Origin of the sequence: Acinetobacter sp. 102 (assembly GCF_037028485.1) — a bacterium.
In the GTDB taxonomy this organism is placed as follows: Bacteria; Pseudomonadota; Gammaproteobacteria; order Pseudomonadales; family Moraxellaceae; genus Acinetobacter; species Acinetobacter higginsii.
In genome coordinates this window covers 90,177-114,652 of sequence record NZ_JAZEZK010000016.1, presented here as the reverse complement: position 1 = coordinate 114,652, position 24,476 = coordinate 90,177, and the positions used below count along the sequence as shown (strand labels likewise).

Genomic DNA, 24,476 nt, shown 5'->3' with positions numbered 1-24,476 from the left:
CTCTGTCACCTACAGTCGATGTAGGACTAACCAATATAATGATATTATCTCCAATATCAATTACACATTGAACTCCTTCTTGATTACCCCTTGCTGCTTCAGGTAAAAAATCTATCATTAGCCTAGTTCCACCAGCGTTATCAGGAATAAAAGGATTATTTGCAATAACCTTTATTTAAATTTTAATGATGATCATTTCCCCAACATTTTCTTAATTTTAAAAGGTAAGGTAAAACAAAAACATAAATAAGCCACCCAATACCATTGCTATCCAAGATAGTATCTTAGAGATAATTCTCTCTTTTTTTAAAAATAATGGAGCCACCCATTTATCAACATCTATTTTTTGTAACCATGATAGATACCAGGGGAAAGTTAGAGTAAATATAAGTGAGCTAATCATCACACTAACAAAAGTTGATCTTTTATAGAATTCAGAAAAATTTATCTTAAAAAATAAAATCCAAAATATGATTTCCGCTATGCAAAGTACAATACATAAATATACATTTAGCTTAACTTTTGAATTAGAAAAAAATAATGGTGTTAGTATCCAAAAAGGATATATAAAACCCAGCATAAGCCTAAAACCATATAAGTCGTGCTTACCATCCAAAAAATAATATCGAGGAAATATTAAAAAATAATAAGAAGCCAATAAAAAGTAAATTAAAATTCGAACTTTATCAAAAGAAAAATTATCTTTATTACGTATATACACTTGCTTCAATATACAAAATCCAAGCAAATATGCTAGATAAAAATATGTTATATACCAAATAAATAGAGCAATATCATCTACATTAAACCCAGTATAGCTATATAATTCAATAGAAAGTCCTAAATAAAAACCAGAAAAAACAAAGATTAGCCCAAAAGTTGAAAAACCTTTTAAAATAATAGCAAAAGGAGAATCTTTTTCATTTAAATCTGAGTTCATAATCGTTTTCATCCACCTCTTATTTTAGGCCATCTAAATAACTTTATTCTCTAAACTCAGTACAGGTTTGGCACAACCATTTCTATTTTCAATTTTTAGAATCAAAACTAAAGCTGTGTATAAGACTCTATTTTATCTTAAAATAAAGATGATATCTTTCATCCACCACAACGAGCGGTTCAATTGCTGCCTCCCAGATTTTTGCGCCTTGCCTTTGCGCTTCTGATAATTCATTTGAGCTTATTGCTGTTCTAATAGCAAATACAATATCCATAAATTGCTGTGAAGATAGTCCATCAAATCTGATTTGCTCAAAAAATAGCTCTTCTGTAATTTTTTCATAAAGCTTTGGATGGGTATCCTGAATTGCTCTTGTGATTAAACTACGAAGATAGAAATTAGTAGTAGAATTACAATCAAATTCTGTCCATTGATAGCCAAAAGGTTGTTTCTCATTAAACCCAACTATATAAAGCATCCCCATATCAGCAATCTCATGATTATATTTTGCCTATTGATCATAATCCAATTTTCAAACTAGTCGATCTCCTCGCTATCCTTTACAATCACTTCTTTTTGTTCAGCGCAGCGTATTTTGAGTAATTCCTCTCCCCAATTAAAACGTGGACTAAAAAACCGCCATATCCAATTGATTGCGATGGGTGGTGCTGTGGGTACAGGTCTGTTTTTAGGTTCAGCTCAGGCGATTCAGTCCGCAGGCCCTTCAATTATTTTAGGCTATGCCATTGTCGGTTTGATCGCATTCCTGATCATGCGACAAATGGGTGAAATGATTGTTGAAGAACCTGTCGCGGGTTCGTTCAGCTATTTCTCACAAAAATATTGGGGAAACTTTGCTGGCTTCTTGTCGGGTTGGAATTACTGGGTGGTTTATATTTTGGTGGCAATGACTGAGCTGACAGCGATTGCTAAATATATCCATTATTGGTGGCCACATATACCTGCATGGATCTCAACTTTATTTTTCTTCATTGTCGTCACCTGCTTAAATCTGGGCAATGTAAAGTTTTACGGCGAATCCGAGTTCTGGTTAGCCATTATCAAAGTTGTTGCCGTCATTTCAATGATCCTGTTTGGTTTGTACCTATTACTGACCGCTGGAGCTGATTCGACAGCAAGCTTCGCCAATTTATGGCAACACGGTGGCTTTTTTCCGCATGGCTTCTCAGGCTTGTTTTATATGCTGGCCTTTTTAATGTTTGCCTTTGGTGGCATTGAATTGATCGGTATGACCGCAGCGGAGGCAGAAAATCCAGAAAAAAGTATTCCTCAAGCCATCAATCAGGTGATTTTCCGAATCTTGATTTTTTATGTAGCGTCGCTGGCGATCATCATGTCATTGATACCTTGGAATCAACTTGATCTGGGTGGTTTGGACAAGAGCCCTTTTGTGATGATTTTCAGTCAATTGGGAATTGATTGGGCCGCGCATTTACTCAATTTTATTATTTTGACCGCAGCACTCTCGGTTTATAACAGCGGCATGTATGCCAATAGTCGTATGCTGTTCGGGCTTGCAGTACAAGGCAATGCACCTAAGATTTTTGCTAAAGTCAGCAAGCAAGGCGTGCCAATGCCAGCGGTGATCTTTTCTTCAATCTTGATTTTTGGCTGTGTATTACTGAACTATTTTGTGCCAGAACAAGCGCTAAGCCACCTGATGTATATGGCTGTCGCTGCCTTGGTTCTAAACTGGGCGATTATTAGCTTTACCCATTTAAAATTTAAACGGGCTATTCGATTAGAAGGCAAAACTGTAAAATTTCCAGCCTTGTTCTCGCCACTTAGCAACTATCTGGTTCTCGCCTTTATTGTCATGATTCTGTACATCATGTGGACCCAAGGCTTTAAAGAGTCTGTGATTCTAATTCCTGTCTGGATCATGTTTATGTTTGGATTATTTAAAGTCTTGAAATGGAATAAATCACTTTAAAGCATGACCACTCATTCGCATCTACAGGATTCAACACGAATACGCTGTAGATGCGTTATCTGCCGATCTGAAGCATAAGTTTCGACATCTTAGGCCTGATTTGTTATCAGCTAACTCAATTTGCTACTATAGTGCTGTCCCCTTTATCACTCAATCCAATGTCCGAACCTCAATTCTCTCTTAGCGATTATCTCTCAGCGGTACAGGAAGTCATTCGTCTGTCTTTTGATGAGCCTGTCTGGGTCAAAGCAGAGATTCGGAATTTAAATATTAAAGGCGGGCATTACTATCTTGAACTGGCTGAAAAAGAACAAGATACCGATAAAGTCATCGCAAGCTGTAAAGCCACGATTTGGAAATTCACTGCGGCTAAAATGGTGCTCAAGTTTGAGCGCGAAAGTGGTATTGAACTATCAAAAGATTTAAATGTCCTGATTAAAATCAAGGCTCGTTTTGATCCTCAATATGGCTTTTCGGTCAATATTGAAGATATCGACTCAAGCTTTACCTTGGGTGATATAGCAAAGCGTTATCAACAGATTCTTGCGCGATTAAGCAGCGAAGGATTGGTTCAGCTTAATAAACAACTCCCCGCCCCATTTGATATTGAAAATGTACTGGTGATTGCTCCGGAAAATGCAGCAGGTTTAGGTGACTTCAAGAAAGATGCCGATGCATTACATAAAGCAGGTGTCTGTCAATTTGTTTATCACACCGCGACTTTTCAAGGTAATACCGCCGCACACAGTATTATGGAGTCTTTAGGCTCAGGGCTACGCCAGTGGGCAAAAGATTATACCCTACCGCCAGATCTGATCGTGATCATTCGTGGTGGTGGTGCAGTCAACGATTTAGCTTATTTAAATGACTATGATCTGGCTGCCCTGCTGTGTAAACGCAAAGTCCCGATCTGGGTGGGTATTGGACATGAAAAAGACCGAACCATTTTAGATGAGATTGCACATCGTTCCTTTGATACACCCAGTAAAGTCATTGCAGGGATTCGGAATCTGATCGCAGAACGCTCACAAGATGTCGTCAATCATCTACAAACCATCAAACTACTGTCTCAACATCAAATTACCGCCTATCAAAGCCAAAATGATCGATTGATGAGTGTCATCAAATCACAGGCTGAGAATCAAATCAGCACCAGTAATTTACACCTTCAAGTTGCTAAATCAACCCTGCAATATTTTGCGAAACAGCAACTTAAAACAGCCTCGACCCAAATCGAAGCCTTGATGCGGGAAACATTACTGCAAAATCCCAAACATGTTTTAGCCAAAGGCTATGCGATTGTGCGTAGTGAAAACAAAGCAATTCGCTCTGTGCAACAAGTCGGCTCAAACATTGCGGTTGAAATGCATGATGGTTATATCCATGCCAATGTAAGTCATATCAAAGAGGTCATTGATCATGAGTAAAAAAGAATTAAGCTTTAAAGACGGTTATAGCCTGCTCAAAAAAAATGCGGCGCTGCTCGAAGCTCAGGAAGAGCCTGATATTGATAACTTAATGAAGATTGTTGAGGAGTCAATGAATGCATACAAAGCCTGTAAATCACGTGTAGATGCAGTGCAACAAGCATTGAATGAAACCTTTAAAGAGAGTTAATTTTTAGTATAAAGAAGTCAGTTTGATCATGAATCGTATGAAACCATGACAAGGCCGCAAAACGATGCTGCGCGGACTCAGCCTTTTTATTTTAAATCTTAAACACTTACATAAACGAAGAAGTGTTGTAGCAATCGTACTGACAACACCTTCATACGCGCTTGATTTACGACACAGACTTTAAATGTCTGCCATCGGTTCAAACATCAAAATTACTGAGCCTTACGCTCTTTATTCACTAGATATTCAACAACTTGAACAACTTTATTATCCCCGCCTTGGACGATATATTTACCATTGACTACAACAGCTGGAACGCCCGTAAGTTGATATTTTTGCGCCAATTGGTTTGATTCTGCAATTTTTGCTGTAATCGGGAAAGAATCATAGCTGCTATTAAATTTAGCCTCAGGAATGCCATATTGAGTAAAAAACTTAGCAAAAGCCTCTTTTTGTAAAACCTTTTCCTTACCTGAAAAATTGATATGGAATAAAGGTAAATGGGTACGTTTACGCACACCTAAAGCCTCACTCACATAATATGCACGCGCACCTTGTTCCCACATCGGGTTCATTGCCGCTGGCGTACGCAGAAAGTAAACATCTTTCGGAATGGTCTTTAACCAAGATTGCATATGTGGTTCTAATTTAAAGCAATAAGAACATCCATACCAGAAAAACTCTCTCACTTCGATTGTATTGGCTGGTGCTGATGTTTTTACTGGATTTTGAACCACGGTATAATCTTTACCAGCAACAAAATCTGCGGCCATGCTCTGTGTTGAACATACGGCAACGATTGCCGCTGCGCTGGTTAAAATAAAATTTCTCATTAAACTTATAGCTCTTACAGTCACTTTTAAACGAGGTAATATACGCATCAAAATAAATATTTTAATTAGACATTAACCCCGACTTAATGATTACTCATTTAAAAAATCCCAAACACTTCGCAAAGTGAATGGGATAACGATATAAATATTTCACTGGAGGAATGTATATCGTGAAGCTGCTATTTTTATCACACCCTCACCATTAAAATAAATATTACATCACAAAAATAAACAAATTCGTCTGTTTAATTAACTTTACGCGCTATGGATGAACAATTCGCTAGCATATTCGTTTCAGCATCAATAACTTTCGTTTTTATATCCAATAAACTTAACATGGTTGGAAATAAATTATCCTGACTCAATACTTCATTTTTTTGATTCAACAAGCATTTTATCTGCTCAGGATTGGACTGTTTCCAAAGTGCAGAAAACCACATGATCATCGGAATATGTGTTTGTTGTTGAGGTGCAATCATATAAGGGGCTCCGTGTAAATACATCCCACTTTCACCTGTGGATTCCCCATGATCCGACAAATACCATAAGCCTGTTTCATACTGTGTATTCTGTTTTAAAGTTTCAATCAGTTGGCTCAAGATATAATCGGTATATAACAACGTATTGTCATAGGTATTTTGCAAAGCTTCACGGCTACATCCTTGAATAGCATTGGTATCACATGTGGGCCTAAAAACTTTAAATTGGGGTGGGACGCGCTTGTAATACGCTGGACCATGACTGCCTAATTGATGCAATACAAGCAAACGAGGTTGTGTATCCCCTTGAGGAATAGATTTGAGATAAGATTGCAAACTATCAATTAAAATCTCATCAAAACATTCTCCGCCCTTGCACCATTTTTTCTGAATCGGTTCTGCAATCTTATACATCTCAACCCGGTCACAAACACCCTTGCAACCAGAATTATTTTCAATCCAAGTGACCTGATAACCAGCACGTTGCGCAATATCAAGTAAGCCCTCTCTACGAATGGCTAAGCGCTCATCATAGGATTTACGTGGCATCCCTGAAAACATACACGGAACAGAAACAGCCGTTGCCGTACCACACGAACTCACTTTAGAAAAATTCAAGATGTCTTGTTGAGCCATTTCAGGATTAGTGAGTTTGTTATATCCATTTAAAGAGAAATTTTCCGCTCTTGCTGTTTCACCCACCACAAGTACCATCAACTTAGGTAATGCATTTTCCCGTTGAAAAAGCTTCGCATCTTCACCATAACTGATGAAGGGTTGGTTCTTTTTTGGCGCCTTCTTTTTGTAATATGAAACAAAAGAGCTAATCATATTTTGTGGCGAAATCATTCCTTTTAAACTGCGATTTTCACGGAAAATAGCTGCAAAATCGACATAAAAAATAAACAGCATAACGATGACAATAGATAAAGAGACAACAGCAGTTAGAATTTTTTGAGTAAATTGAAACATAAAGGGTTTCGCTTCATGTCTAATTTTAACCACAGTAACAACAAAAATAGGCAGAATGATCAGTCCAAACATCCAGACCAAAAGATACCAAGACCAAAGATCTCGTGCTTCTGTAAAGTTGGTTTGCATCAGATTCTGGATTTGATCAGAAGTAATCCATACACCAAGCGAAGTCACAGTGTAGGATGCAAATCCACCAATTAAGATCAGACCAATCGCAATGGGTTTTGCTGTCCAGCGCCAGTTAAAAATCTGAAATATAAAATTATATGTAAAGACCACAACCAACACAGAAGCAATCAAAAACAAAAAACTTTGGATACCAGAATAAGGGGTTAGGTCTTGAATTTTGATAAAGAATGAAAAATTTAAAAACAGACCTAACCAGATTGCCAATATAAAATTAAATGTTAATAATGAAACATCTCTTCCAAGTGTTTTTTTAAGCCAAAGCATTTTAAAATCCCGAAAACCAGACACCCCAGCTTTTTTAAAAAATAAATAAAAATTAAAACCCGAAAAATAAATCATTCTACTTAAAAAATTATATCTCAAATTCAATCTATTTTTTTAATATGACAAAAATGTAATTTACCCGTCATATTTTAAAAAATTAAGCATTAAATTAAATATAAGAGTAAATAAAACACTTTATATCCCTATTAATTTAACCATGATTATTTAATGTACTCCATGCAGTGTAAAAAGTCGGAATAGCAAAAAATTGGCATAAAAAAACCACATCTGAGGATGTGGCAAAAAGTGTAGCGATGCTTGTTCGGCTTTACTATGGCTCTAGAATAGAACTTTTTGCTTAAATGAAACTGAAATGAAAGCATCATGCTTGGGCATTCTCATATTGAATATCATGCTCTTCCCTCAGGCCTGTGTTAGCGCTCATGATGATTGGAAAGCACAAGCAAGAAAAAGCCCTTGTTATTACAAGGGCTATCTGAGTTTAGCTAAAGTAATCACAGCTAAATAGATGCTTAGCGCACATTTTTAAATTTCAATCTGGCTACCCAGTTCCACTACACGATTGGTCGGGATTTGATAAAAATCACTGACTGGACTGGTATTACGTTGCATTGAAATAAATAAATGCTCCCGCCAAGGTGCCATGCCATCCCCAACACTATGCATGATACGTTCACGTGAGATAAAGAAGCTAATCTGCATCAAATCGTATTCAAACTCTAGCTGTTCATAGGCTTGAGCCAATGCACGAGGCACATTCGGTTCATCTTTAAAGCCATAGAAAATTTTGATGCGATAGAATTGCTGATCTAAAGTTTCAACATGAATACGCTCTTCTTGCGGGACAAAAGGAACATCTTCAATTAACACAGTCGCCAGAATATTACGTTCATGTAACACTTTATTGTGCTTAATATTATGCAACATGGCATGTGGAACCACATTCGGCGTACCTGTCAGGAATACCGCATCTCCTGGCACACGATGTACATTATCGCCAATACTTCTTATGAATAAGTCGAGTGACAATGTGTCATGTTCAAGCTTGGCAAAAGTGAGCTCTCGACCTCGCTTCCAAGTCATTAGAATGATCATTGCTACAGCACCAATTAATAATGGCACCCAACCACCTGAGAATATTTTTAAAGATGCAGCGGCAACCAAAACTGACTCTAGAATGAAAAATGGAATAATAAGTAGAAATACCTTCGGTAAGCTCCATTTCCATGCATAGTAAATAAAGACAGCGACCAAAATCGTATCGCACAGCATAGTTAATGTGACCGCTAAACCATAAGCACTGGCAAGGTTTGAACTGGTCTGGAAGATTAAAATTAGAATTAAAATTGCAATCAGTAATAGCCAGTTTAGAAAAGGCACATAAATCTGCCCTTCTTCTGAATCAGAAGTATGTTTAATCCCTAATCTTGGTAAATAACCCAATTGAATTGCTTGGCGTGCCAAGGAAAACACCCCAGAAATAACCGCTTGTGAAGCAATCACTGCAGCCATAGTCGCCAAGATAATCATTGGGTATAGCGCCCAACTAGGCACCAATAAATAAAATGGGTTTTCAATTGCGGCTGGATTACGCAGTAATAACGCACCTTGGCCGGCATAGTTTAAAACCAAGCAAGGTAACACGACACTGAACCATCCAAAACGAATCGGACGTGGGCCAAAGTGTCCCATATCAGCATACAATGCTTCTCCTCCAGTGACCGTTAACACCACGGCTCCCATGATAAAAAAGGACTGGACTGGATGGGTAAAGATAAACTGTATTGCCCAATGTGGACTCACCATCCCTAGTACCACAGGTGTTTGTATCACGCTGGTAATACCTAAAATGCCAAGTGACAAAAACCAGACTAAGGTGATTGGTCCAAAAAACTTACCGACAAAGGCTGTGCCATGTTTCTGCATCAAAAACAGCGTGGTCACAATCACAATTGCAATTGGCACAATGAAGGGATCAAGCACATTGGTGGCAATGGATAAACCTTCTACTGCAGAAAGAACGGATATGGCTGGGGTGATAATCCCATCTCCAAAGAATAAAGATGCCCCGATAAAACCAATCGCAATCAGATAAATTTTTTTTGTTTCTGATAATTTTGCTTTACGCAGGTTCAAGGCCAATAATGCCATGATCCCACCTTCACCATTATTGTCTGCACGCATGACAATCGCGATGTATTTAATACTGATGATCAGCATTAAGCACCAGAAGATAATCGACAAAATACCTAATACATTTTCAGGTTGAATCCCCAAACCATGAGCCGCATGGAAGGATTCCTTTAATGCATAGAGAGGACTTGTTCCGATATCTCCAAAGACCACCCCGAGCGCTGCCAACGCTGTGGCAGGCAATGCTGCTTTTTTTGTAGTATTTTGCATAATGAGCTTTCTTTAACTGTTATAGGGCAAGACTTTGGTCATTTATTTTCTTTAAGCATATGCTCTATTTCTCGCGAAGAATACCCTCTCTCTTTAAGAATCTGAACAATAATCTGCTGTATTTCTTTCGATGCACCGACATATTTCTCAACCAGCACATCCACGCTATACCCCATGAGTATGTCTTTTTTATTAAGAAGCAGGTTATGAAAATGATTGTCTTGATCAGATGTATTAAAGAAACCCATTAACCTATCCATAAGAATGATTGCAAAGTGTATTTTAATAAACTTAAAAAAATGGCCGCGTAAAATTTGCGTAAATTTTTAGGCTACGTCATCTAAGCACAACATGTCCAAGTTCTCCTAAAACCACATTCGAAGATCTAACTTTAAGAAATAAATTTAAGTTTGGGTTACTTTGGCCAGATAGTACTGAAGCCGGCATTCTAGATGCTTGCTTTTTAATAGTTGAACTTGTTCGATATCACACAGAGTAAAGAGGATGGTCTTGGTTCATATTCCCAATTTAAATGGGATTAGCGCAGATAAGAAAAAAGCCCTTGTATTAACAAGGGCTTAATTCAAAATTTGGCGGAAGCGGTGAGATTCGAACTCACGGAGGACTCACACCCTCGTCGGTTTTCAAGACCGGTGCATTAAACCGCTCTGCCACGCTTCCATGTGCGTAAGAATACAAAGCTTGCCCTCTTTATACAAGAGAAATTTAATTGCAATGTATTCAAATGCATAATGTTTCATCAATTTTAGAGTTTTGCGGCTAATTCAGCACCATCTCGGATCGCGCGCTTGGCATCTAACTCTGCTGCAAGCTTTGCCCCACCAATAATATGATAGTTCGCCGAAGTGTTTTCACCATCTTTAGGCATTAAATCTTTTACTGACTCTTGCCCCGCGCATACGACAATGGTATCTACACGCAATAATTGATCATGGCCATTATGCTCTACCCATAACCCTTCATCGGTCACTGCTTTATACTGCACACCACGCAACATACGTACAGCATGTTTTTTCAATTGCGCACGATGTACCCAACCAGAGGTTTTACCTAAACCAATTCCAAGCGGCGTAGTTTTACGCTGCAATAAATAAATCTGACGCACTGGAATTTCAACTTCTGGACGTTGCATTCCACCTTCAGAGATATAGTTAGGATCTGGATCTACACCCCACTCACGTTGCCATTCTGCTAAGGGTTGCGGCTGAGGTTGGTGTGGTGGTTTTAATAAGAACTCGGATACGTCAAAGCCAATCCCACCTGCACCAATCACCGCAACTTTATGCCCAACTTCTGCGCCACGTAATACTTCTGCATATGACAACACTTGAGGCGCGGTACTGCCTTGAATTTTTAATGCACGTGGTACAACACCTGTTGCCACAATTACTTCATCAAAACCTTCACGTTCTAACTGCTCACGACTTACACGAGTATTTAAACGGACATCTACACCCGTTTGTTTCAGTTGCACTTTAAAATAACGAATGGTCTCATGGAATTCTTCTTTACCAGGTACCACTTTCGCCAAGTTAAACTGACCACCAACATCGTTATTTGCTTCAAATAAAGTTACGGCGTGACCTCGACTGGCAGCAACCGTGGCAGCAGACATACCCGCGACACCACCACCGACAACAGCAATACGCTTTGGTTTTTTAGTTTTGATATAAACCAGTTCTGTTTCATGACACGCTTGTGGATTAACTAGACAGCTGACACGTTCATTTTTAAATGCGTGATCTAAACACGCTTGGTTACACGCGATACAGGTATTAATTTCATCCACACGATTGGTTGCAGTCTTATTCACCCAATAAGCATCTGCCAAGAATGGACGTGCCATTTGCACCATATCCGCCTTGCCAGAAGCAATAATCTCTTCAGCAACATCAGGCATATTAATACGGTTTGATGCAATCACTGGAACAGAAACATGCTGTTTTACAGCAGCGGTATAATCCACAAAAGCGGCACGCGGCACAGAGGTTACAATCGTAGGAACACGAGCTTCGTGCCAACCAATTCCTGTATTTAATAGCGTAATTCCTGCTTTTTCTAATGCCTTGGCAACCACAATCACTTCTTGCATAGTATTGCCATCATGTACTAAATCAAGCAAAGACAAACGGAATGCAATAATGAATTTTTCACCCACTTTAGCGCGAATCGCTTTGACAATTTCAACGGGGAAACGCATACGATTGTCAATATCACCGCCCCAACGGTCAGTACGCTTATTCACATGACTGCTGAGAAACTGGTTAATTAAATAACCTTCCGACCCCATGATTTCGACGCCATCATAACCTGCTTTTTTAGCCAAGCTCGCGCAACGTGCATAATCATTAATCGTTGCCAATATCTGAGAATCAGACATTTGGCGTGGCTTAAATGGGTTGATGGGTGCTTGAATCGGAGATGATGAAACCGAAAATGGATGATAACCATAACGGCCAGAATGCAAGATTTGCATCAAAATTTTTGCGCCATGCTTATGTACTGCATGGGTAACTAAACGATGATGAGGAATATCCGCCAAGCTATTCATGGTTCCGCCCGCAGGGAGCAACCAGCCCTGACGGTTTGGAGAAATTCCTCCAGTAATGATCAAGCCTACACCGCCCTTCGCCCGCTCACCAAAATAAGCAGCGAGTTTTGGATAGTTAAAGAAGCGGTCTTCTAAACCTGAGTGCATCGAACCCATTACCACACGGTTTTTAATGGTGGTAAAACCCAAATGTAATGGCTTTAAGATATTTGCATAGCTAGTCATGGTATTCCTTCTCTAATTTTGGCTTTGCAACTTGTTGCATAGTACTTTAATACTTTTTTGTTGATTTGGGATGACTCTATCTAAAAATTTAGCTGTTGAAAGTGTCAATTTGGCTTAAACCTACTTAAGCTTCTGCTACATCTTCTATAAAGATTGCTTAATTACAGAAGAACGTCGACATAAAAAAGCAGCCACAATAATAGTGACTGCTTTTATTTAACCTAAAACATTAAGCTCCGACTTATTGATAGTCTTGATAGTCGCTTCGGCTTATTCTCATACAGACCAATGCTGCTCAATTTAATGTTGTTGATTACCTGAATAAGCTAAGCGACTTTTCTGTACTTTCATTTTGAATGAACTCATCACAATACCCATACAGATAAAAACAGCACCAATCAGGATATTGATAGTCAGCGGCTCATGCCAGATCAAAGAACCAAAAAATAGACTGAGTATTGGAATACACATAATCGAAATTGAAGCCACAAAAGTATCCACCTGACTGACAATCCAGTTCCAAAGCACAAAGGCAAAACCCGTTCCTACCACCGCAATATAAAACAATGCAGACTCATTTAAAGGATTTAGCCAAACTTGTGCATCGACAGGTTCGAACAATAAGGCCATGGCAAACATTAAACTTCCACCAAGTAATAGCTGCCAAATGGTGAGTTTGATTTTGTCATAAGCCGCAAAATTCTTTTTGATGTAAACCGTCGATAATGCCCAGAAAAAGCCTGAACCAATGAGTAACACCTGTCCCAGCAATGACATATTCATATGCACATGATGTAATTGCGGCCATAAAATTGCGATGAGTCCTAAGGTTCCTAAAACGAGCCCCAAGATTTTCTGGGTATTCAACCTTTCATTTAAAAAATAATGCGCTAATACAGCAATAAAAATCGGCATGGTAAATACCAATACAGCTGATAAACCTGAACCCACAAATTGCATTGCAAAGGTCTGCGTGGCATAAAAACCAAAACAGATCAATACACTTAAAATGATTAAGGGCTTCCACTCAGCTTGCTCAGGCAAAATGGATTTTTTTAAAATCCGTTGTATCAGCATTAATGTCAATGCAGCTAGAATCAACCGTGTAGAGATAAATAAAAATGGTGGAAACACTTGTAGGCTATGTTTGACCAAGCCCCATAACGAACCCCATACCAAACATAGCAACGCAATGGCACTCACGACTCGAATATTCACGTGTTGTACTCAACCGATAAAAAGTAAGCTTAGTGTATAAAATAAATGACATCATGAATAATGCTATGTTTTAATAGATACATCATTTTTTTTGATGCCCAATTCAATTCATTCTTTTTGATAGCACCTTTTGAATTGAAATATTGAGGACTTGCCGTGAATATTGATATTAGCGATATCCGATCATTTGTGACTGTGGCCGAGCTGAAAAGCATTACTGCCGCGGCAAATAAGCTCAATTATTTACAGTCCAATATGACTGCGAAAATTAAAAAGATTGAAAATCACTATAAACGCCAACTGTTTATTCGTAAGCCCAAAGGTGTTGAACTGACCGAATCGGGTATGAATTTATATGCCCAATACAAAAAGATGATTTTTACTTGGGAAGAAACTGAAAATAAAATCTATCAGCAAGAAAGCGTTTTGCGCTTTGGCACCAATACCAGTCTAGGCGGGATGCGTTTCTACCCTTCCTTTAGTCAGCTATATGAAGCCTACCCTGATCTTTCCATCACTATGAAAACAGGTCCAACAGGTTACATCGAGGATGAGATTTTAGCGGGCAATTTGGATATCGCTTATGCCCTAGGACATCCTAAACATAAAAATCTGCAATATATTCAAAAAGCGGATGATCAATTGGTGATTATTGGTAAAAACATGATCAACCATGACAGTCTGGAAGAATGTCTGAATCATCAAAATATCCTGCTGGCTTCTGAACAATGCTGCTACGCCACCACCTTAGACAGCATCTACACAGACTATAACCTTAAAAAGGGTGAACTCACCCATATTTACGATCATGAAGCTCTAATTCACTTTACCCAATTAGGTATGGGCATCTCGATGATTGCCAAATCTTTGATTGAAAAATATAACATCCAATACTATCGCGAAACGCCTGAACAATATCGGGATATCGGTCTTTATCTAATTGCACGTCACGATCATGTATTTACCCCAATTGAGAAGCAATTTATTGGTTTAAATGATTCACTTTAACTAAGACACTTTTTTATAAAGAGTGCTTGCAATCTCTTGATGTACTTTTCACTTGAGACTTTTTAAAGTTCAGGGTCTGTTAACGCCTTATTGTGAATGCTTATCGTAAAACTTTATATTTTTCTGATGTTAATCTATTTTTCAAATGAAAAAAAAAGAATTCCTTTCCTAACAGAAAAAAAATCGATTTGAAAAGTGATATAGTACGGGACGTATAAATTCTCTTTGGTCACCGAAGTATTAGGGTGCCTATTTCGAAATAGTTAGGACTAGCAATGACTGATAATGCAACGATCTTGCAGCATGTACCAGTAGGTAAAAAAGTTGGGATTGCCTTCTCTGGTGGTTTAGACACTTCAGCAGCTTTATTATGGATGAAACAGAAAGGTGCAGAGCCTTATGCATATACTGCAAATCTGGGTCAACCTGATGAAGATGACTATGATGCTATTCCAAAGAAAGCTGAACAGTACGGCGCAGTCAAAGCTCGATTAATCGATTGTCGTTTACAACTTGCACTTGAAGGTATTGCTGCAATTCAATGTGGCGCGTTCCACATCAGCACTGGCGGTGTACCTTATTTCAATACCACACCTTTAGGTCGTGCAGTGACAGGTACAATGCTTGTTACCGCGATGAAAGAAGATGACGTCAACATTTGGGGTGACGGTTCAACATATAAAGGCAACGATATTGAACGTTTCTATCGTTACGGTTTATTAACTAACCCTGCCCTAAAAATCTATAAGCCTTGGCTAGACCAAACCTTTATTGATGAGTTAGGCGGCCGTGCCGAAATGTCGCAATTCTTAATCGACAACGGTTTTGACTATAAAATGTCAAAAGAAAAGGCATATTCAACTGACTCAAATATGTTGGGTGCAACGCACGAAGCCAAAGATTTAGAATACTTGAATGCAGGTATTAAAATCGTAGACCCAATCATGGGCGTTGCATTCTGGAAAGATGACGTTGAAATCCAACCAGAAGAAGTGAGCATTACTTTTGAACAAGGTATGCCAGTTGCATTGAATGGTCAACGTATCGAAGATCCAGTTGAATTCATTCTTGAAGCGAACCGTATCGGTGGTCGTCATGGTTTAGGGATGTCTGACCAAATCGAAAACCGTATTATCGAAGCGAAATCTCGTGGTATCTATGAAGCACCAGGTATGGCTCTGTTACATATCGCTTATGAGCGTTTGGTGACTGGTATTCATAACGAAGATACGATTGAACAATACCGTATTAACGGTTTACGTTTAGGTCGCCTACTTTACCAAGGTCGTTGGTTCGATTCACAAGCATTAATGCTTCGTGAAACTTCACAACGTTGGGTTGCTAAAGCCATTACAGGTACGGTGACTTTAGAATTACGTCGTGGTAATGACTACACCATCATGAACACTGAATCTCCTAACCTCACGTATGAAGCTGAGCGTTTGACCATGGAGAAAGGTGATTCAATGTTTACGCCAATGGATCGTATCGGTCAGTTAACTATGCGTAACCTCGACATTACCGATACCCGTGCAAAATTGGGTATCTATACCGAAACAGGTTTGCTTGCAGTTGGTCAAGGCTCTGCAATTCCTCAATTGGAAAACAAATCTAAATAAAAGATAGGTAAATTAATTTACCTATTTGAAAGGCTGAATATTTCTATTCAGCCTTTTTTATTTTATCCAAGAACATACACACGATTGTATCATTGCATTAATAGAACAATATGTCGCAATTAAAGACTATTTATCGTCATTATGAATCGATAATATAAGCATTAAGCAAAACACAATAATTTGGGAGATGAAAGATGAATGCTTATCTACATCGTAGTGAAAACCGTGGTCATGTCAAAGCAGGCTGGTTAGACACCTATCATAGCTTTTCATTTGGTAGCTGGTATAACCCGAAATATATGGGCGTCAGTGCGCTTCGCGTGATTAATGATGATACGGTTGCTGCACATAATGGCTTCGGTACCCATCCCCATGACAACATGGAAATCTTGACCTGTGTACTTGATGGCACCATTTCCCATAAAGACAGCATGGGTAATGAAGGCCAGATCAATGCCGGTGAATGGCAGTTGATGAGCGCTGGAACTGGGGTCACCCACAGTGAAATGAACAAGCATGATAAAGCGGTGCATCTATTACAGATTTGGATTCAACCGAATGTACAAGATGCTGAACCAACTTATCAGCAAATTCAGCTGAATCCGAAAGATCATCCAAACCAATGGCACTTGATTGCTGGTGATGGATCTGCGCCAATGTCGATCCGTCAAAATGCTGAAGTGAAAACTGCAGTCATTGAGAAAGATCAACATTTAGAGATTACAGCACAGAAAAAAGTAAACTATGTGCATGTGATTTCAGGCGAAGTAATGATTGCCGATCATTTGGTTAAAGCAGGCGATGCTTTACTATTTGATGAGACTGCAACGATTACTGCATTACAAGACAGTCAAATGATTTGGTTTGACCTACCTTAAGCTCGGTTTAACGTGTACCTCTTACCCTCAAAGGGGTACACGTTTTTTTTTAATCATTATTGCTACGACTATCACAACCGCTTGAGTCTGAACTCAAGTCTGCATTAGAACCACAATCATCTATACGTTGATCATTATTGTCCTGAAATGAATCACAGTTCGAAGTTGTGGAAGAATAAGGATAACTATAATCAGATGTATCCTGTGTAGCATCTGTTTTCTTTGCGAAGAACACTAATAAAACCAAACCAATCACGATGACCAAAATAATAAACATCAGCATCACAATCCCCTATTGCTCCTCCAATCTTTATTTCACTATAGCCTAAATTTCATTCAAAAATAATCGGCATTAAAAAAGCCCGATTAACGGGCTTTTCTACAACCTTGAACATTTTTAAAAACGATCTAAACCGTTTCGTTCGTTGTTAGCTGTGTGTTCAGGTTGTCATATCTTTGTTCATTTAGGCAAGATTTCTCTTAAATCCCAAATAGTATATGACTTCCTTATTGATTAAATTAGCACCAATAGTGGGTTAGGTCAAGTCGCTTAATTTTCTAAAAATAAGCTGGAATAAAAAAAGCCCTGAATCTTTTCGACTCAGGGCTTTGGAGTTTTCGTAACTTCATTCGAAGCAATAAAACCTAAAAATCTTGGTAGGTATATCCAGACTCGAACTGGAGACCTCTACGATGTCAACGTAGCGCTCTAACCAACTGAGCTATACACCTAGAATGAGAAGCATCATATTCATTTTTTCTCAGCTTCACAAGTTTTTTTGTGACTGTTTCAGTGCAATCGCACAGTCTTTAAGCAAGCGCTTAAATTCTTCAATATTTGCACCATCTTGCTGCTCTAAAAAAACAATTTGTTGATATAACACAATCGCTTGTTCAAACACCTGTTTATTTTCAACCTGACTTGCCAAACGCTGCATCCACACTTGAAAAGTCTCTGCGTGTTGTTTATGCAGATTTCTAGGTAGTTGCTTCTGAAACTTAAGTACAGCTCTTTGATAATCAGCTTGCTGCCTTGTTTGCTTCCACCAATAGATACCCACGTAAACCATCAAAATAGCGAATACGCCAACAATCAACACAATTGCATATGCATAACTTGAATCCAGACCTAATCGAGATAACCAGTTCTTCTGTTTGTTTGCATCATAACCAACGACTTTACTTTGCCATTGATAACTTAAATAATCACTCCAAATCCGCATATTTTTTAGAAACTTAAACTGTTGCAAACGCCAAGCTTTACTTTCATCTCCCCATACAGTTTGATCTTGTGCCAAATAATCCTGCATGCCCGTATCAATTCGTTGCGGTGCAATCATGGCTGTTGGGTCAATTCTTTTCCATTTTCCATCTAGATAGACCTCACTCCAAGCATGTGCATCCAGTTGTCGAACCTCCCAACTTTGCCCATCAGGCGCCAGTTGACCACCTTGATAACCCGTCACTACCCGTGCGGGAATACCCGCATAACGCATTAGCATGACAAAACTAGATGCATAATGCTCACAAAATCCTTTCCGACTGGAAAACAAGAATTGATCTATACGATCCCCACCTAAAGTCCCAGGCATCAAAGTGTATACAAAGCCATTCTTTCGATACCATGACAGCACTGATTGTAGATATTGTTCAGGTTGCTTCTGACTTTTTTCAAACAGCTCATGCGCCAATTGCTGTGCTTTAAGATCCCGTCCCTCATCAAACCTAAGGTTTAACTCAAGTTGACGTGCTGACAACAAAATAGGCTCTGCCGACATGCGCCCCAACCACAACATCTGTATCGGTACATTGCGCTTAACTAATTTTGTTGGGCGAATACTATTATCTTGATACAACTGCAAATAACGTTCTTGCGGAATCGAGTATTCCAAACCCATGATCCAATTGGCTTGTTCATCTGCTGCTAAATATTGATAAGGTACGCTTCTTTGGGTGGACTGCACATTTTTAATTTGTTGATTAAAAAAACTACTGGTCCAAGTCGTTCCATCATATTGATCTAAGACTAAAGCTCTCCAGTACAATTCTGGTCTGCTTGGAAACTGCGACATATCCGCCACCACCCGAAAAGCCAATGCTGAAGATTGCGATAATTGCGCAATATCTCCAGGCGACATCCGGTCACTGATTCCTGTCGTAGCTTGATCCTTCTGAATTGGAACTGCCCAGAGCGGTGGCAATCGAGGGAAGAAAATAAATAAGATGAGAAAGAAAGGAATTGCAATGCCTACAAATTTAAAAATTTGCTTCACATCTTGTTTAAGTTGATTTGATGATAGTTTCGTTTGATTAAACAATCCCGTCTGTATCCGATACAAACCCAATAAACACATCACAAAGGCTGTAAATACAATCAGTGCCATCCAAAAAGCTTGGCTATGTAACAATAGGCTGGCACTGACAAATAGAGCAAAATTAAAGACAATCAATAAATCACGGCTGTTTTTAGCTTCTAAACATTTGGCAAATAAACAGGTACTTAAAAAGGCGACGCCCGCTTCTACTCCAAGGATGGTTTGATAATTGATATAAACGATACCTAAAGACAATAGAATAAATAACACCAAGAACCATTTAGGAAAAGGCACCCAGCTCTGTTTACGATATCTGCGAACCAATAACAGCCAAACCACCGCCCATAATCCAATTAAAGCAGCAGGTGCGAAAGCGGTCTGCCCAAGTAATACGAAAGCCAAGACAGCTAAAACACAGAAGTAGATTTGCTTAGTCATCATTATGCCTGCGCTAATAAAAGTTTTGCCTTAATTAACTGAGATTGTCCCTGCCCACTTTCCAAGCGTGCATGCGGCAAAATAAGTGCATAATCATCACCTAACTGTTCACATTGCTCGACTAAACCCATCATAAAGCTTAATTTATCTTCATGGCTTTGAGCTGGGATCTGCTGATAGTCAATTTCCAGATGCTGGTGATTCGCCTGAGCTTCAAACATTTTAATCAGAAATCCCTGCCCACGTGCGACCTGTTTCCACGCCACATTTTGATAAGAATCACCGTGTTGAAAGCCACGTAACTCTTTAAACTCATCTAAGCTATCTTGGGCAGAAGTTGGCTTATTTTTATGTTCTTTCTGCCAGTCATAGCCCTTGGGGGCAACCCAGACTTTATGTTTTGGATATAAATAAGTCCATGCTCGGACTAATCCTAATGGATAAGTAGAATAAATTTTAACGGCACCAAATTCATAAAGTCCGCGTTTGTCAGCCATAACTGCAAGCTCAACACTGTGTTGTGTCTGATCTATAAAAACCAATTGCTCTTGAGTTTGCCACTGGATTCTTAGATAACGTGCTGCTCCTATGGGTTGTTTAAATAGCAGCTTTAAAATAATTGCTTGATCGACTTGTCCGACTTCTGGCATCACAACATCAATTTGTAAATCATGTAATTGCTTAAAGGTCAGATAAAAACTAATACAAAGAATGGCACTAATTAAAAAGCAAAATCCTAAAATCAGATTGTTTGCATAGTTAATTCCAGCAATAAAGGTAATTAAAATCAGGACCAGATATAGAAAACCTTGTTTATAGATAAAAACCAAAACGTCCTTTTGTCGCAGGGTTTTACTGCGATCCACTTGAAAACGTTTTGCGATCCATTGATTAACCTGTTGTTTAAGTCCAGTTTGCATAGTCTGTACTCACCTACAATGTATCAACGGACTGCAACAGCTGTTTTACCTCCATCTCACCTAAACTTAAACGATGCGCAACCACAGCCACAAATACCGTTTGTACATCATCCGTGGTCACGAAACTACGTCCTTCAACCAACGCATAAGCTTGTGCTGCCGATTTCAGTGCTAATACCCCGCGTGTTGATAGGCCATGGCGTTGCTTACGTGTTTCAGCAGCTAAGTCTAAAATATAATTGAGTACGGCGTCACTGAGGAAAATCTGTTTTGCCAATTCACGTAAATGTAAAATATCGGCTTGGTTAAACACAGCATCTAATTGATGAATCAGAACTTGACGTGAGCTTTGTTGTAATAATAATTTTTCTGCTTGACGAGATGGATAACCCAATGACAATCGCATCAAAAAGCGGTCTAGTTGAGACTCTGGCAATGCATAAGTTCCACTTTGAAAGAGTGGGTTTTGCGTAGCCAAGACCCAGAAAGGTTGTGGCAATTCATAATGCACGCCATCTACCGTAACAGCCCCTTCCTCCATCGCTTCCAACAAAGCACTTTGAGTTTTGGGACTACAGCGATTAATTTCATCTGCGAGGAGGATTTGAGTAAAAACAGGACCTTGCTTAAATTCAAATACGTGTTCTTTCTGATTAAAGATATTGATGCCAATCACATCACTGGCCAACATATCATTGGTAAATTGAATTCGCTGAAAATGTAATCCTGCCAAACGCGCCAAGGCACTGGCTAAGGTTGTTTTACCGAGTCCAGGTAAGTCTTCAAACAATACATGACCACCTACCAGCAAACAGGTCAGTGCCAGTTTGGTTTGTTGCGGCTTATCTAAAATGAGCTGATTGACTTCAATTAAAAATTGCTCAATCTTTTGACCAAAGCTTTTAATATCTTGTTCTAATGCTTGGTTTTGTCGTTTTTTGTCTTGAATTGAAGCCTGATCCGTGCCCCACATAATTTTATCCCCAAAATAAAACAGTGTATGTTTCAACATACACTGTTTTGGTTTTTTTTCAACGAAATCAATTGATTTCTAGCAAGGGCATTTTTTCATATTACCACCCGCAGAAGGATAACGTGCATCGATACAGTGACGATAAAAAGTCTTGGCATCCATAGGCGTTAAATCAGGATGATGTGCTTTCATATGCTGCACATAAGTTTCATAATCTGGCACACCAACCATCAACCGAAAACTCTGCTGCAAACGCTGCCATAACACAGCAATACGCGACCAATTCTTAGGTGATAAAAGTAAATGTTTTTGCGACATGATGGTGAATTTAATAATCTTCACAATCACTGCGCTGCCTTGTCGAGCAATTTTAAAATCCATCGCTACTCTCCTTTGATGCTATTCGCAGTCATCGGGGTTTCTGAATAAACTGCTGGTGCCTCGTTCACTGTTGGTGTAGGACTCGCCAATGCTCTGCGGACAATACCAATCGAAGCAATGATCATCACAATCGCAACAATCATAAAGAAGCCACACAGTGCAGCATTGATCTGATTTGACATCACAATCGTTTGCATTTCAGCAACGGTTTTGGCTGGTGCAAGCACCTCACCACGCGCAATTGCATCCGAGAAACGATTCGCTTGTGCAAGGAAGCCAATTTTTGGATTTTCATGGAAAATCTTTTGCCAGCCCGCAGTCATTGAAGTAATGAATAAGAAAATCGTCGGGACGATCGTGACCCAAACATACTTCTCTTTCTTCATCTTGAATAAAATGACGGTTCCTAAAATTAAAGCCATCGAGGCAAGAATCTGGTTACCAATACCAAATAACGGCCACAATGAGTTAATCCCACCAAGTGGATCAACTACACCTTGATACACGAAGAAGCCCCAACCTGCCACTGCGACAAAAGTCCCGACCAAGTTCCCAAAGAATGAACTCGATTGTTTAATCGCTGGAACCACGATACCGACTGTATCCTGCACCATGAAACGACAAGCACGTGTACCCGCATCTACCGCAGTTAGAATAAATAATGCTTCAAACAGAATCGCAAAGTGATACCAGAACGCCATCATTGAGCGATTATTAAAAATCTCTGAAATAATATGTGCCATACCAATTGCAAATGTAGGCGCACCACCTGTACGAGACAGGATTGAACTCTCACCCACTTCCTGAGCCAATAAGGTCAACATTTCTGGACTCACCACGAAACCAAGATTACGCACAGCTTCCGCAGCGGTCTCTACCGAGGTCCCTAAAACTGCTGCTGGTGCATTAATTGCGAAGTAGATTCCAGGATCGAGTACTGTCGCACAGATCATTGCCATGATGCCGACGAAAGACTCCATCAACATGCCACCATAACCGATCATACGAATATTGACCTCGTTATCGACCAATTTAGGTGTTGTGCCTGATGCAACCAAGGCATGGAAACCTGAAATCGCACCACAGGCAATGGTAATAAAGAGGAAAGGAAATAAACTACCCGCAAATACAGGGCCTGTTCCATCAACAAAGTGGGTCACTGCTGGCATTTTCAGATCAGGCATCGCGAAGATAATCCCAATCGCTAAACCTGCAATCACACCAATTTTAAGGAAGGTTGATAAGTAGTCACGCGGTGCTAATAACAACCAAACTGGTAAAACAGAGGCGATAAAACCATAAATGATCAATGCCCATGTCAATTGAGTACCACTCAGGGTAAATAGCTGCCCCCAATAGGGATCTTTTGCAACATCCCCACCATACACAATTGCCGCCATCATCAGTACAAAACCGACAATCGACACCTCTGCAATTTTTCCTGGGCGTAGATAACGCATATACACGCCCATGAATAATGCAATAGGAATGGTGGCTGCAATACTGAACACGCCCCATGGGCTATGCGCCAATGCTTTCACGACGACCAGTGCTAGTACTGCAAGGATAATGATCATGACCCCCAGCGTACCCAGCATCACAATCACACCCGCAAAAGTACCGAGTTCTTGTTTTGCCATTTCGCCTAGAGAGCGACCATCACGCCGTGTGGAGATAAATAAAACCAGAAAATCTTGTACCGCGCCTGCAATCACCACACCGACTAAAAGCCATATTGTGCCCGGTAAGTAACCCATTTGTGCTGCGAGAATTGGACCGACTAAAGGCCCTGCACCGGCAATAGCTGCAAAGTGATGACCAAATAGAACAAATTTATTAGTAGGAACATAATCCAGACCATCGGCAAGGCGATGAGCTGGGGTTAACCGTTTAGGATTTAATTCAAAAACTTTGTTTGCAATAAATAAACTATAGAACCGATATGCAATGCTATATACACATACTGCGGCAAGAACTAACCAGACCGCATTGACATGCTCACCACGACTAACCGCCAATATCCCAAATGAAATTGCCCCGACAATGGCAACCAAACTCCATAGGAGTTTTGAGGGAAGTGATGACTTTGCTTGTGTTGTCTCCATTCAAAAAACCTCTCAAATACATAACGCGTGGTTATTTAGATTTCCCTTTCCATATTTTCTGTAGAAGAAATATCTTTGTAAGTTTACCTTCTAGCTTCAATTATTTATCTAATACTTTGGCATAAAAAAAGGGATGATTGTTTAATCAT

General features: G+C 39.4%; 20 protein-coding genes and 2 tRNA genes. 6 read left to right on the top strand and 16 right to left on the bottom strand.

Annotated elements, in window-relative coordinates:
• Nucleotides 1-217: 217 nt before the first annotated feature.
• Nucleotides 218-940 (bottom strand): hypothetical protein, encoded by a 723-nt coding sequence (locus WA352_RS15990; protein ID WP_336143254.1) that lies wholly within the window; start codon nt 938-940, stop codon nt 218-220.
• Between the two features lie 127 nt (nt 941-1,067).
• Nucleotides 1,068-1,424 (bottom strand): hypothetical protein, encoded by a 357-nt coding sequence (locus WA352_RS15985; RefSeq protein ID WP_336143252.1) that lies wholly within the window; start codon nt 1,422-1,424, stop codon nt 1,068-1,070.
• A gap of 111 nt (nt 1,425-1,535) precedes the next feature.
• On the opposite strand from WA352_RS15985, the gene WA352_RS15980 reads away from it, so the two are divergent.
• The 3 genes from WA352_RS15980 to xseB all read left to right on the top strand — a co-directional run bounded on the left by WA352_RS15980 (nt 1,536) and on the right by xseB (nt 4,511).
• Complete coding sequence (locus WA352_RS15980) at nt 1,536-2,894, top strand: amino acid permease (protein ID WP_336143250.1); 1,359 nt, start codon at nt 1,536-1,538, stop codon at nt 2,892-2,894.
• A gap of 158 nt (nt 2,895-3,052) precedes the next feature.
• On the top strand, nt 3,053-4,321 hold the full coding sequence (gene xseA / locus WA352_RS15975; protein WP_336143248.1) for an exodeoxyribonuclease VII large subunit: 1,269 nt from the start codon (nt 3,053-3,055) through the stop codon (nt 4,319-4,321).
• On the top strand, nt 4,314-4,511 hold the full coding sequence (gene xseB, locus WA352_RS15970) for an exodeoxyribonuclease VII small subunit (protein ID WP_004652856.1): 198 nt from the start codon (nt 4,314-4,316) through the stop codon (nt 4,509-4,511). Before xseA ends, xseB begins: the two co-directional genes overlap by 8 nt.
• Nucleotides 4,512-4,723: 212 nt before the next feature.
• Here the strand turns inward: xseB and WA352_RS15965 are convergent, their stop codons facing one another.
• From WA352_RS15965 to WA352_RS15935, 7 genes are all read right to left on the bottom strand, one after another.
• A complete protein-coding gene (locus WA352_RS15965) occupies nt 4,724-5,344 on the bottom strand; it encodes a thiol:disulfide interchange protein DsbA/DsbL (protein ID WP_336143246.1) in 621 nt (206 codons plus the stop codon).
• Between the two features lie 245 nt (nt 5,345-5,589).
• Nucleotides 5,590-7,251, bottom strand: a complete 1,662-nt coding sequence (locus tag WA352_RS15960; protein ID WP_336143242.1) for a phosphoethanolamine transferase — start codon at nt 7,249-7,251, stop codon at nt 5,590-5,592.
• Nucleotides 7,252-7,797: 546 nt separating this feature from the next.
• Complete coding sequence (locus WA352_RS15955) at nt 7,798-9,675, bottom strand: potassium transporter Kup (protein WP_336143240.1); 1,878 nt, start codon at nt 9,673-9,675, stop codon at nt 7,798-7,800.
• Nucleotides 9,676-9,713: 38 nt separating this feature from the next.
• Nucleotides 9,714-9,923 carry a hypothetical protein gene (locus WA352_RS15950; RefSeq protein WP_336143238.1) on the bottom strand — a complete coding sequence of 70 codons (210 nt, stop codon included), beginning with the start codon at nt 9,921-9,923 and terminating at the stop codon, nt 9,714-9,716.
• A 343-nt stretch (nt 9,924-10,266) separates the two neighbouring features.
• A tRNA-Ser gene (locus WA352_RS15945) sits at nt 10,267-10,356 on the bottom strand.
• A gap of 85 nt (nt 10,357-10,441) precedes the next feature.
• Nucleotides 10,442-12,472: an NADPH-dependent 2,4-dienoyl-CoA reductase gene (locus WA352_RS15940; RefSeq protein ID WP_004808231.1), complete on the bottom strand. Its 2,031-nt coding sequence runs from the start codon at nt 12,470-12,472 to the stop codon at nt 10,442-10,444.
• A gap of 300 nt (nt 12,473-12,772) precedes the next feature.
• Complete coding sequence (locus WA352_RS15935; protein WP_004808232.1) at nt 12,773-13,690, bottom strand: DMT family transporter; 918 nt, start codon at nt 13,688-13,690, stop codon at nt 12,773-12,775.
• Between the two features lie 156 nt (nt 13,691-13,846).
• Between WA352_RS15935 and WA352_RS15930 the strand changes: the two genes are divergently transcribed.
• From WA352_RS15930 to WA352_RS15920, 3 genes are all read left to right on the top strand, one after another.
• Nucleotides 13,847-14,698 carry a LysR family transcriptional regulator gene (locus WA352_RS15930; protein WP_171548438.1) on the top strand — a complete coding sequence of 284 codons (852 nt, stop codon included), beginning with the start codon at nt 13,847-13,849 and terminating at the stop codon, nt 14,696-14,698.
• A 275-nt stretch (nt 14,699-14,973) separates the two neighbouring features.
• Nucleotides 14,974-16,317, top strand: a complete 1,344-nt coding sequence (argG, locus tag WA352_RS15925) for an argininosuccinate synthase (RefSeq protein ID WP_004652848.1) — start codon at nt 14,974-14,976, stop codon at nt 16,315-16,317.
• A 194-nt stretch (nt 16,318-16,511) separates the two neighbouring features.
• Nucleotides 16,512-17,195: a pirin family protein gene (locus WA352_RS15920; RefSeq protein WP_251116898.1), complete on the top strand. Its 684-nt coding sequence runs from the start codon at nt 16,512-16,514 to the stop codon at nt 17,193-17,195.
• 49 nt (nt 17,196-17,244) lie between these two features.
• On the opposite strand, the gene WA352_RS15915 is transcribed toward WA352_RS15920, so the two are convergent.
• The 7 genes from WA352_RS15915 to WA352_RS15885 form a co-directional block, all read right to left on the bottom strand.
• Nucleotides 17,245-17,478: a hypothetical protein gene (locus WA352_RS15915; RefSeq protein WP_336143233.1), complete on the bottom strand. Its 234-nt coding sequence runs from the start codon at nt 17,476-17,478 to the stop codon at nt 17,245-17,247.
• Nucleotides 17,479-17,850: 372 nt separating this feature from the next.
• Nucleotides 17,851-17,927: transfer RNA gene (locus WA352_RS15910), tRNA-Val, on the bottom strand.
• A gap of 35 nt (nt 17,928-17,962) precedes the next feature.
• Complete coding sequence (locus tag WA352_RS15905) at nt 17,963-19,948, bottom strand: transglutaminase family protein (protein ID WP_336143230.1); 1,986 nt, start codon at nt 19,946-19,948, stop codon at nt 17,963-17,965.
• A 2-nt stretch (nt 19,949-19,950) separates the two neighbouring features.
• Complete coding sequence (locus WA352_RS15900) at nt 19,951-20,868, bottom strand: DUF58 domain-containing protein (RefSeq protein WP_336143229.1); 918 nt, start codon at nt 20,866-20,868, stop codon at nt 19,951-19,953.
• A gap of 13 nt (nt 20,869-20,881) precedes the next feature.
• The gene (locus WA352_RS15895; protein WP_336143227.1) at nt 20,882-21,841 is read right to left on the bottom strand and encodes an AAA family ATPase; all 960 of its coding nucleotides are present in this window, start codon (nt 21,839-21,841) and stop codon (nt 20,882-20,884) included.
• Nucleotides 21,842-21,919: 78 nt separating this feature from the next.
• Entirely contained in the window at nt 21,920-22,222 is a 303-nt protein-coding gene (locus WA352_RS15890; RefSeq protein ID WP_004770453.1) for a YbdD/YjiX family protein, read from the bottom strand.
• 2 nt (nt 22,223-22,224) lie between these two features.
• On the bottom strand, nt 22,225-24,327 hold the full coding sequence (locus WA352_RS15885) for a carbon starvation CstA family protein (protein WP_336143225.1): 2,103 nt from the start codon (nt 24,325-24,327) through the stop codon (nt 22,225-22,227).
• Nucleotides 24,328-24,476 lie beyond the last annotated feature (149 nt).

What these genes read in the sequence shown, in the direction of transcription:
- WA352_RS15915 (WP_336143233.1), bottom strand. Translation starts at nt 17,478, where the DNA reads ATGCTGATGTTTATTATTTTGGTCATCGTGATTGGTTTGGTTTTATTA.
- WA352_RS15940 (WP_004808231.1), bottom strand. Translation starts at nt 12,472, where the DNA reads ATGACTAGCTATGCAAATATCTTAAAGCCATTACATTTGGGTTTTACC.
- WA352_RS15965 (WP_336143246.1), bottom strand. Translation starts at nt 5,344, where the DNA reads ATGAGAAATTTTATTTTAACCAGCGCAGCGGCAATCGTTGCCGTATGT.
- WA352_RS15985 (WP_336143252.1), bottom strand. Translation starts at nt 1,424, where the DNA reads ATGGGGATGCTTTATATAGTTGGGTTTAATGAGAAACAACCTTTTGGC.
- WA352_RS15920 (WP_251116898.1), top strand. Translation starts at nt 16,512, where the DNA reads ATGAATGCTTATCTACATCGTAGTGAAAACCGTGGTCATGTCAAAGCA.
- WA352_RS15950 (WP_336143238.1), bottom strand. Translation starts at nt 9,923, where the DNA reads ATGGGTTTCTTTAATACATCTGATCAAGACAATCATTTTCATAACCTG.
- WA352_RS15900 (WP_336143229.1), bottom strand. Translation starts at nt 20,868, where the DNA reads ATGCAAACTGGACTTAAACAACAGGTTAATCAATGGATCGCAAAACGT.
- WA352_RS15990 (WP_336143254.1), bottom strand. Translation starts at nt 940, where the DNA reads ATGAACTCAGATTTAAATGAAAAAGATTCTCCTTTTGCTATTATTTTA.
- WA352_RS15885 (WP_336143225.1), bottom strand. Translation starts at nt 24,327, where the DNA reads ATGGAGACAACACAAGCAAAGTCATCACTTCCCTCAAAACTCCTATGG.
- WA352_RS15955 (WP_336143240.1), bottom strand. Translation starts at nt 9,675, where the DNA reads ATGCAAAATACTACAAAAAAAGCAGCATTGCCTGCCACAGCGTTGGCA.
- WA352_RS15895 (WP_336143227.1), bottom strand. Translation starts at nt 21,841, where the DNA reads ATGTGGGGCACGGATCAGGCTTCAATTCAAGACAAAAAACGACAAAAC.
- argG (WP_004652848.1), top strand. Translation starts at nt 14,974, where the DNA reads ATGACTGATAATGCAACGATCTTGCAGCATGTACCAGTAGGTAAAAAA.
- xseA (WP_336143248.1), top strand. Translation starts at nt 3,053, where the DNA reads ATGTCCGAACCTCAATTCTCTCTTAGCGATTATCTCTCAGCGGTACAG.
- WA352_RS15960 (WP_336143242.1), bottom strand. Translation starts at nt 7,251, where the DNA reads ATGCTTTGGCTTAAAAAAACACTTGGAAGAGATGTTTCATTATTAACA.
- WA352_RS15890 (WP_004770453.1), bottom strand. Translation starts at nt 22,222, where the DNA reads ATGGATTTTAAAATTGCTCGACAAGGCAGCGCAGTGATTGTGAAGATT.
- xseB (WP_004652856.1), top strand. Translation starts at nt 4,314, where the DNA reads ATGAGTAAAAAAGAATTAAGCTTTAAAGACGGTTATAGCCTGCTCAAA.
- WA352_RS15905 (WP_336143230.1), bottom strand. Translation starts at nt 19,948, where the DNA reads ATGACTAAGCAAATCTACTTCTGTGTTTTAGCTGTCTTGGCTTTCGTA.